The 10,108-nt window shown below is 32.9% G+C and carries 8 protein-coding genes; 5 read left to right on the plus strand and 3 right to left on the minus strand.

What is annotated here, in order from left to right:
- Positions 1-55 precede the first annotated feature (55 nt).
- Complete coding sequence (locus tag Z053_RS0120010) at positions 56-700, plus strand: matrixin family metalloprotease (RefSeq protein WP_025666751.1); 645 nt, start codon at positions 56-58, stop codon at positions 698-700.
- 366 nt (positions 701-1,066) lie between these two features.
- On the opposite strand, the gene Z053_RS0120015 is transcribed toward Z053_RS0120010, so the two are convergent.
- Positions 1,067-2,365, minus strand: coding sequence for a TlpA family protein disulfide reductase (locus Z053_RS0120015; RefSeq protein ID WP_025666752.1), 1,299 nt, complete (start codon positions 2,363-2,365; stop codon positions 1,067-1,069).
- 117 nt (positions 2,366-2,482) lie between these two features.
- A complete protein-coding gene (locus Z053_RS30385; protein WP_025666753.1) occupies positions 2,483-3,562 on the minus strand; it encodes a response regulator transcription factor in 1,080 nt (359 codons plus the stop codon).
- 223 nt (positions 3,563-3,785) lie between these two features.
- Here Z053_RS30385 and Z053_RS0120025 point away from each other — a divergent pair, with 223 nt between their 5' ends.
- From Z053_RS0120025 to Z053_RS0120035, 3 genes are read left to right on the plus strand one after another with little or no spacing between them, the layout of a single operon-like run.
- Positions 3,786-5,228, plus strand: a complete 1,443-nt coding sequence (locus Z053_RS0120025) for a GDSL-type esterase/lipase family protein (RefSeq protein WP_206539220.1) — start codon at positions 3,786-3,788, stop codon at positions 5,226-5,228.
- Positions 5,215-6,495: a GDSL-type esterase/lipase family protein gene (locus tag Z053_RS0120030; RefSeq protein ID WP_081748303.1), complete on the plus strand. Its 1,281-nt coding sequence runs from the start codon at positions 5,215-5,217 to the stop codon at positions 6,493-6,495. The genes Z053_RS0120025 and Z053_RS0120030 overlap by 14 nt, the downstream gene beginning before the upstream one ends.
- On the plus strand, positions 6,488-8,146 hold the full coding sequence (locus Z053_RS0120035; RefSeq protein ID WP_025666756.1) for an MBOAT family O-acyltransferase: 1,659 nt from the start codon (positions 6,488-6,490) through the stop codon (positions 8,144-8,146). Before Z053_RS0120030 ends, Z053_RS0120035 begins: the two co-directional genes overlap by 8 nt.
- 469 nt (positions 8,147-8,615) lie before the next feature.
- On the opposite strand, the gene Z053_RS0120040 is transcribed toward Z053_RS0120035, so the two are convergent.
- Positions 8,616-8,996: a VOC family protein gene (locus tag Z053_RS0120040; protein ID WP_025666757.1), complete on the minus strand. Its 381-nt coding sequence runs from the start codon at positions 8,994-8,996 to the stop codon at positions 8,616-8,618.
- A gap of 257 nt (positions 8,997-9,253) precedes the next feature.
- On the opposite strand from Z053_RS0120040, the gene Z053_RS0120045 reads away from it, so the two are divergent.
- Positions 9,254-9,613 carry a hypothetical protein gene (locus Z053_RS0120045; RefSeq protein WP_035096460.1) on the plus strand — a complete coding sequence of 120 codons (360 nt, stop codon included), beginning with the start codon at positions 9,254-9,256 and terminating at the stop codon, positions 9,611-9,613.
- Positions 9,614-10,108: the final 495 nt, after the last annotated feature.

A 10,108-nucleotide genomic window follows, 5' to 3' on the forward strand; every position in this document is an offset into this window, starting at 1 on the left:
TTAGTCCGGAGTGCACATCCGATTATTTAATTGTATAATTTTTAATCGTAATCCAATGAAATCAATATTTAGATTTAGCATAAAAATGTTATCGGTTGTTATATTAATGGCGATAACCATTACGGGATGTCAAAAAGATGATATAGAAGCCGTTGAAGAAGAATTAATTGAAATAGAACAACAGGAAAACTCTAGTGTCTGCAGACATAGCGCTAAAGCAGATCGCTTTACAAGATTTGCTTCTCTGGCGAGAGCAGGAAATGTGAGGTATTATATAGCTCCAAGTGTTTCTGCTGATTGGGCTTCTGCAACAAGGAGAGCTGCAAGAGCTTGGTCTGGTACTACTAATGCTATTACAATGACACGTGTTTTTAATAGAGCAACTGCCGATTTAGTGATTAGAGAAGCACCAGATCCAGGTTGGGATACTTCAGCAGCGATTGCACAGTTTCCAGAGGCTGACGGACGAGTTGGTAATGACATTCATTTAAATGAAACCTATGTTAACCCCGGGAATGCAGCATTAACCAGAGCTTCAAGGTATTATATTATGCTTCATGAAATTGGTCACACATTTGGTTTTCAACATCATGATGCGGTGAGTTTTATGCCTGCCCGTTTTACTGACCCGGTTGTTGCTGCTTGGGGAGGAATAACTGGAGCCGACAGAAGAACAATAAGAACTCAATTTCCGAATTAATTAGTTTTATAGAACTTATCATAAACATAATTGGTAATGAAAAAAGCTGACTTTATAAGTCGGCTTTTTTTGTAGTATTTATACGATGTTTTTGATGATTATTTTATGTAATATCATTACTGGTAGGTTTTTTACTCGTAACCCTAGTCTGAACTTGTAAAACTATCATAGTCAATATGACTTAAAATAAACAAGTAACAACTTTTTTGACTCTTGTATCACAATGATTTTGAAGTTTTCAAAACCTGTGAGAATATAAAGTATAATGTACTACGATACTATGAGTTGCTTTTTGATCACTCTCTTAAAACTTTCTTTTGAACGTAAATTTTCTTACATCGAATTTACGTTTTGAAGAAAAAACGATTATTGTGAATCGGTAATCTCAAAAGTCTCAATACGCTCTTTTTCCTTTGTTATTGTAATTCCTTTTTCTTGAAGAAGCAATCTAATTTCGTGTATGGGGTCGGTAGCTTTTTTGATTTCGTTTAATTTCATGCCGTAGGTGTAGACTAATTTATCTTTTAAGTCCATATCAGAAGTAAAAAACTCTTTAGATGTGTTTTCGAGAAGTGGTATAAGACGTTTAATAGGAGTATAAAGTGTTGAGGTTCCTTCTTCTAATTCACCTTTTGTAATAATATATTGATTAGGAAGAGTAACCGTTAATTTGTTCACTAAATGTTCATCCTTAACCTTTTTAAATTTGATATCTAAATAACTCAATAACTCTTCGTGTATTTCTTTAAATGCTTTTCTTATATCATTTCCTTTTTCGTTTTTAGAATATATGATGTCATAAGCAAAAGTGTCTTTGGATTTATTTTGTATTCGAATTTCTGAAGGAATATTATTAATTATTTTAAAAATATTAATTAACTCGTTACCTACAATTGTAATCCCAACAGCACTATTCCTTGAGCTATAGCCAGCAATATTACTTTTTTGATATGGTGATTTGCGTATTACAAAACTTCTAATATTTGCTTTGTCAATTAATTTGCGGGATGCTTCAGATGTATTACTGTTTGTATTTATCATTAAATCAATATAAGCAGGGTCTTCACCTGGATAAAACCCACCATCAAATGACATTCCCAACGATTTAGAGTCATTGCTCATTTTTGATTCTGTTGGTTTTTTAAGAGCAATGGTATCTGTTGTTAAAACCTCTTCTATTAATTCTTCGGTAATACGTCTACCTCTATGAACGATTTCACCTTTTTTGTTGATAATTACAATACTTGGGAAAGATTGAATCTCATAATCCTTAAGGGTTTGTTTGCCTTCTATTCTGGCAATCCAAAAATCAAGATCAACATTTTTTAGAAAATTCTCTAACTTTTCTTTAGGGTCATTTGTAATGGCAATAATGTTTACTCCTTTATCCTTGTATTTATTATATAATATATTATTCTTAGGAAATTCGGCAATACATGGGCTACACCAGGTAGCCCAAAAATCTAAAATTATAACATCTCCTTTAAGAGATGCAATTGTAGGTATTTCAGGATTAGGCTTATTATAAATATCTTTTAGCGGGATTTCGATAGCCTTTCTTAAGGAAGTTTTGTTAGTGACCTGTGGCAAAGTTTTAACGTTATCATTAGTACAACTTAGGCTTATTGCCATTATGAAGCTAAAAAGAATTGTGATTTTTTTCATTAATCTTATTTTTTGAAGTTGAAACAAAAGTATAGCTTCACCTAGAGCCCAAATATTTAAATAAGACTAAAAAAGAACTAATACCAGTATGAAAAAAGGACTAGTTATCTTTGATAATTAAGATGGTAATATTGTTTTAAGTTCATTTCTGTTTTTAACATTAAGTTTGGTGTACATCTTTGATAGGTGGGATTTAATAGTAGAAACTTCTAAATGAAGTTGGATGGCAATTTCCTTATTTTGATAATCTTGGATGATAAGTTCTAGTATTTCTTTTTCGCGTCTGGTAAGGGATTTAATTAATTGGTCATAATCTGCAAACTCATATTTTTTGGATTGAATATTAGTCGGTGATATTGAGGCAATTTTCTTTTTCAGACTAAAAATGTAGATAATTAAGATAATTACGAATAAGAAAAGGAGAATAATCGCAATATCTTTAAATAAGGAAAAGTTGTATTTATTAGTCTTATATTCAATTACATCTATTTTTTTACTAAATGCCTCAACATAGGGTAATGCTTCTTTATCACTTTTCTTTAACATATAAAGAAGCTCTTTGTAAAAATCAACATCATTTGCATACTCTTTTTCAATATTTAATTTTTGAACTGCAATTATGTTTACAAGTGGGTAGTTGTTTGATTTACAGAATTCTTTAATAATGTGGTTCTTTTTTTTTGCAATTAACGTTTGCCCTTTTTTAGATGTTAGATAAGGACTAGAATCTTGGTTGTTTATATTGTAGAGCGATAATTCTAGCTCTTTTATTTTATTATTTTGTTTTTCAAAATCCCCTGTGATTATATAATCAAGAGGGTTAGTACTAAAATCTGAAGATTTTATATGTATTTTAGATTTGTCGTTCAGAACAAGTAAAATATGATTTCTGGGCTTATGGGATAACATGACCTCGATTTTTTCGTTTTTTACAAGGTAAATTCTTATCATGCTATTTCCAGGCGGTAAATTATTCCCTTTAAAAAGAAAATTCCCATCTATATCCAGTGTTGTAGAATTAATAATTTGACGGGAAGATGCGATATTGTGGTTTTCGCCTGGTTCTATATACGCGATATAAATTTTATCATGCCAAAGCTCATTATAATTTGATAGTTGACCAGAAATTTCATACTGTGCACAGATAAATTGGCTTGAAAAAAGTAGTATGATGTAAACAAGATGTCTGCTCTTCATGCTGAGGTAATTATAAAAAGTTATAAGATATTTAGTTTTCTTAACGTTTTATTGTCATAAATGTATACAATTAGATTCATCTTTATATATCTATCACCTTGGTAGTTTCTAAAATCTTTCTATTTTTACTAAAAAGTAGAAATATCCCCGGGAAACATTGAGAGTCAGGCCTATTCAAATATCATTATTTATCCTATTCGTATTAGGAGCATTATTTGGGCTCATGTTTTTAAGTCAAAAAGGAGGAGTTCAAAAAGCTCAAACACAGGATGATGGATTCTCGTATGAAGGGATTTCGGTTAAATACCCTACACACACTACATTTTTGGGATTAGAAAAAGATTCATCACTTACAAGGCAAGATATTCTAGAGGTTACTCAGATTGTAACTCCTCTGGATATCGAAACCGATGAAAGTAAAAAAGATATTGGCTTAACAGAGGAAATCAAAAAGCTTCCTGACTTCTCAAAAATTGATACAACTCGTATTGTTAGGATCAAATACCCCGAGAGTAATCCCGATTTTGCAAATGAGTTGAGAGAAAAGCTATCTTCTAGATCATGTAGGATTATACATTATGGTGATTCTCAGATCGAAGGAGATCGTATTACAGGATATCTTCGTAACAGACTTCAGGGGATGTACGGGGGTAGTGGCCCTGGGTTTCTTCCTGTGTTACCTGTGTATAACCAAATAAGTGCTATTATAGAACCAAGCGAAAATTGGCAACGTTATGCGCTTTTTGACCCAACCCAAAAAAAGTTTTCACATCGAAAATATGGTGCCTATCTTTCTGTTTCTCGTTTTACAGGATATCAAAAAGAGCTGCCGGATAGTACTATGGTTGATTCTTTACCAATCATCAAAGCTTCTTTAAAAATAGGGAAGTCTAAGAAAGCATATGCAAAATTCAGGTATTTTACCAATATTGGTTTGCATTATGGTAATTGTAACTTTCCGATCAAGGTATCGGTATATAATGATGGAGTTTTAATTCAGCAAGATGATTTGATTGCAGATGGCAAATACCATCAATATAAAATAAGAACAGCGACTGCACCTACAGATCTTAAAATTGAATTGGAAGGTAAAGTTAGCGCCGATTTTTATGGATTAACATTGGATGGAGGGTCTAGAGTGCAAATCGATAATGTAGCGATGCGGGGAGCTTCGGGAACCGTTTTTGCAAATTCTAATGCAGCTGTTTACGGGCAGATGATGAGGCAATTAAGACCCAAAATTGTTATTATGCAATATGGAGGTAATACGATGCCATATCTTAAAGATTCTACCGATGTAACCAAGTATACTAAGCGAATTGCCAGACAGATAAATTGGATTAGAAGACGAGCAAAAAATACTAGCGTTTTATTTATAGGGCCTACAGATATGTGTCTTCCGGTAAATGGTAAAATGGAAACCTACCCATTATTACCGTATCTTAATGCTGAATTAATGAAAACTTGCCTGGAAAATAATGTAGCCTACTGGAGTATGTATGATGCTATGGGCGGAAAAGGAGCGATGAAATTATGGGTAGACGAAAAATTAACCGCCAAAGATTATATGCATTTTACCTGGAAAGGAACCAAAATAATTTCAGAACTATTTTTTACAGCCCTATACCTTGACCTCAAAGAACCTAATAACCATGATGACACGTAACAAATTATTCTTTTATGTATGGCTTTTAACATTGCCTTTGATGGCACAAACCTATGTTATAGATACCATACAGAATAAATATCCTTTTGTGAATTGGAAAGCTAATACCATAAAAATGGCAGAAAATTCACCGGCATTTAAAACACTTTTTCGCAAATTAGACACAATTGCAAAAGGTGGAAAAGAAAATTTGCACGTTTTTCATATTGGGGGATCTCATATACAAGCAGATATTTATTCTAATCGCCTACGATCATATCTTCAGATGATGAGCCCCACTGCAAAAGGACAACGGGGATTTATTTATCCGTTTAGTATAGCCAAAACGAATAACCCTGGTAATTATAGAGTAAAATATGATGGCGAATGGAAAGGATATCGATGTTCGGTTCGAAAAGACAGCGTTGCCTGGGGATTATCGGGAGTAACAGCAGTTTTTAAAGACAGTATATCGAATGTGAAAATAATAGCAAATGGAAATAATTATCATGAAAAGATGTACGATTTTAATAAAATCAGAATTTTTTATGATAATTGGAGTGATGACTATGAGATATCTTTCAAACAAGATTCGCTGGTATCAGTAATTAAAGAAAATAAAGAAGCACATTTTATAGAATATACATTATATAAAAGTGTTGAAGAAATTGAGTTTTGTATTCGCAAAATTAAAGATGAAGAAAAGGCCGAGTTTTTGATGATGGGTATCGAATTGATGAACGATAATAATGGGATTCAATATACTTCTATTGGGGTAAATGGAGGTAGTTTTTCGTATTATAAAAGATGCCGCTTTTTTGATGATCAGTTATTGCTATACAAGCCAGATTTATTTATAGTATCCATTGGTACTAATGATGCATATCACCCCGATTTTAATCCGGATGAGTATAAAGCATACTATACAGATTTAATCAAATTAATACAAAAGGCCAATCCTGATTGTGCTGTATTGCTTACTGTACCTAATGATTCGTATTATAAAAAGAAATTTCCGAACCCGAGAACCAGAATTGCTCAAAAGATTATCTATGAAGTGGCAAAAGAGCAAAAAATGGCAGTTTGGGATTTTTATGAAATTATGGGAGGTTTTAATTCTTCAAAAGATTGGTATGCAAATAAACTAATGCCTAGAGATCGTATTCATTTTACGGTTATGGGATATCGTATAAAAGCAGATCTTTTGTTACAGGCACTGGCGCATTCATGGGAAAGCGAATTGCAATTAGAGCCAAACTCTATTTTGAATCAAGTAATTAATGAATAGACTTATTGACATATTTTCTTTTTCAGAAGATTTTCCGTTAATCTTTACACAGGCGAACTTCTGGATTTTCTTTGCAGTAATATATTTTATTTATGCTATAGTATATAGTAAAAAAAGTTTACGAAGTGCTTACCTCTTTGCCATAAGTCTACTTTTTTATTATAAAACCAGTGGCCTTTTTATAGGGATTTTACTATTTAGTACGGTTAATGATTTCTTTTTGGGTAGAGCTATTTATAAAAGTAGATCGGTCTTGATTCAAAAAACATTGGTTGCTATAAGTGTGATTATTAACCTGGGAACACTCTGTTATTTTAAATACGCTTATTTCTTTACAGAATCGTATAATTTCCTTTTTCAGACCGATTACGAAGTTATTAATTACCTGGCACAATGGGCTAATACCTGGAGCGAGGTAGATTACTTTACAGTAGATAAAATTATTCTTCCTGTAGGGATTTCTTTTTACACATTTCAGACGATTAGTTACAGTGTAGATATTTATAGAAAACAAATCAAACCTTTAACATCGATTATTGATTTTGGGTTTTTTGTTAGTTTTTTTCCGCAGTTGGTTGCTGGTCCGATAGTGAGGGCAGCAGATTTTGTCCCTCAGATCAGAAAAGAGATTACGATTACCAAAAAAGAATTTGGCCAGGCAACTTTTATGATCCTAAAGGGCTTGATCAAAAAAATGTTATTTGCCGATTATATTGCAGCCAATTTTATGGATCGGGTATTTGATGTCCCCGAGATGTTTTCTGGTTTTACTAATATCATGGCGATGTTTGGGTATTCACTACAAATCTATGGTGATTTTTCTGGGTATACCGATATTGCTATTGGATTAGCACTGCTTATGGGCTATAAACTACCGGTTAATTTTAATTCGCCATATAAAGCGATTCACTGTGGTGATTTCTGGAGACGTTGGCATATTTCGCTGTCTAGCTGGCTTAAAGATTATTTATATATACCTATTGGAGGTAATCGCAATGGCTCTATTTTTTCTTATACATTTATACTGGTTTTTACATTTTTAGGAGTTTTTGCGATATCTGATTATTCGATAGCACTGTTGGCAGCTTCGGGAATAGGGGCTATGCTTATTGTTACATTGTTCTCACCCAGATTGGCCTGGCATTTTAATAGAAATGTAAATATTATGATTACCATGTTGGTCGGTGGATTATGGCACGGTGCCTCATGGAAATTTGTAATCTGGGGCGGACTTAATGGTATCGGAATTGTAGCGTACAAATATTGGCGTAAGATAAGTCCATACGAAGAATCTAAGGCCTGGTATGTCTTGCTATGGAGAATTGCACTAACTTTTGTGTTTATTACGTTTACCCGTATCTATTTTAGAGGAAACAGTATGGATCATATTGATCGCTTTTATCAGCAAGTGGTCACTAATATGGATTGGCAGAATGCCCTGGCTGTACTGTGGGAGTATCGCATTGTATTTATTGTTATGCTTTTGGGGTATATTACTCACTGGTTACCGTATCGTACCAAAGGTTGGATAGAAAACGCATTTATTAAAAGCAATATGCTTGTTAAAGCTGTAGTCGTGATAGCGGTAGCAATTGTCTGTTACCAAACCTATGCGGCCGATTTTCAACCCTTTATTTATTTCCAGTTTTAGGCAGTAAAGCGTTAGAGTAGGGGGAGGATTTGATTTTTCATTCCTATATTCTTTGAACTATTACTCATACCCGGCACAGAAAGCATTTCTGCACCATCTTAGTAAACATAAAATACTAGGTTAAGCCATCATATTATAGAATAAGATTTAAACTAGAGAAGGATAGAAGGGGGGACTTACGAAGTACCCTCTCCCCACTGCAGAAGTACCCCTCCCCCTGTTCAAACACAGGTCAATCCTATGTTCAACAGAGGCAGCACCTCTGTTAAACACAAGTGCTGCCTCTGTTTTTAGTACCCCACCCCTCTGATGTAAGTACCCCTAACCGAGATCATAACAAACTATACCCACTACCATAAGTACCCCCTGTGGCATGTATATCATCACCATACCTACTTATATAAGTACCCACCCCCACTTGTGTAAGTGGGTATTGGGCAATAATGTTAGTGGTTATTTTTTTCTCACATCAATTTATTGGTTGATGTAAGGCAATTCTATTTCCTTCGCTATCTTCAAATTCTGCAACAAAACCTAAGTCTCCATTTGATGTTTTTGGATACAACATTTGCCCACCACTTTCAATCGCTATTTTTAAGGTCTTGTCTATGTTTTCTGTATTGAAGTAAATTACAACTCCGTTATGTGTTGGTTTGTAGATTTCTCCCTTTGCTAATGCTCCCGAAATTCCGGTGTTTTCTTCTTCAAAAGGAAACAAAGCCATTTCATTTTTATCAATGATTTCTCTTTCAAATGTGAAGTTAAATACAGATTTGTAAAATTGAATGGCTCTATCAATATCTGTAACGGGAATCTCAAAATAAACAACTGGATTGCATTTCTTTGTCATCTCATTATTTTATAATTGGTTAACGATACTTGGTACCTTTTGATAAAGGTATCGTTAGTACAAAAGTAATATATAGAATGCGCTATCAGGTTTTTATCATTTATATATTCTTATCCTCCAATCTTTGAGACGCTAGCGGGAAGCATAGCGAGCTCCATCCTAAGATATCAATATACCTTAATATTATATTAGTTTTATTCTATATTTGAAAGAAATCTATAAAATTCAAACTCGAAAACTAACACAATAACATTCATATGAAATACTTATTATTGCTATTTGCTTTAGGAATGACAAGTTGTTCTTCCCAATCTAAAGATTGTTTAATATTTAAAACAGGAACTTTTAAATATTCAGATAGTGATGATTGGATTATTACTCGCACTGATTCTACACAAATTGAGGTTAACAAAAAAAATGGGAGAACTTTAAAAAGTTCTATAAAATGGTTATCTGATTGCGAATTTGTTATTACTGTTATAGAAGATAACAAAGGTTCTTCTAATATACTAGACAAGAAAATTACTGTAAAAATTTTGAATACTACTTCTAAAAGTTATCATTATGAAGCAACGGATGGTATTAAAAAAATAAAGAATAGTTTAATAAAAATATGATTATAAAAAAACAGGCTGTCTCTATAATGATAGCCTGTTTTAAACCCGATAGTGCAGATTTGCAATCTGTGCGTATAATACTAGAGAAGCAATTTAAAACAAGGTTTTCTAATTGATGATCCAAATTTGTATAATTTCTTATAGAACTAAAAAACAAAATCCTCTGGATTTAAAACAATTTTATCAATAACGAGATTACTAATGATTTACGATAAAAACACAGCCACATTATAAGTGACTGTTTTTATGTTTTGGGATGTTTCACGGATTGCAAATCCGCGCCATCGGGTCTTGTTTGTTTTATAAATGCTGATAATCAGTCTTAAAAATATACTTTTTTTCAAAAGCACTAATTTGACCCATTACCCCATTACTTATGAAAGAACTATTCCCTATCATTATTTAAAAAAATTTCCAAAAGTTCATCAGATAATTCTCCTTTATATTTTTGTAATACAATATCCGTAGCTTGACCTGTGTTTACAGGAACAACTT

The organism is Aquimarina megaterium XH134 (assembly GCF_000520975.1).
GTDB classification, from domain to species: Bacteria; Bacteroidota; Bacteroidia; order Flavobacteriales; family Flavobacteriaceae; genus Aquimarina; species Aquimarina megaterium.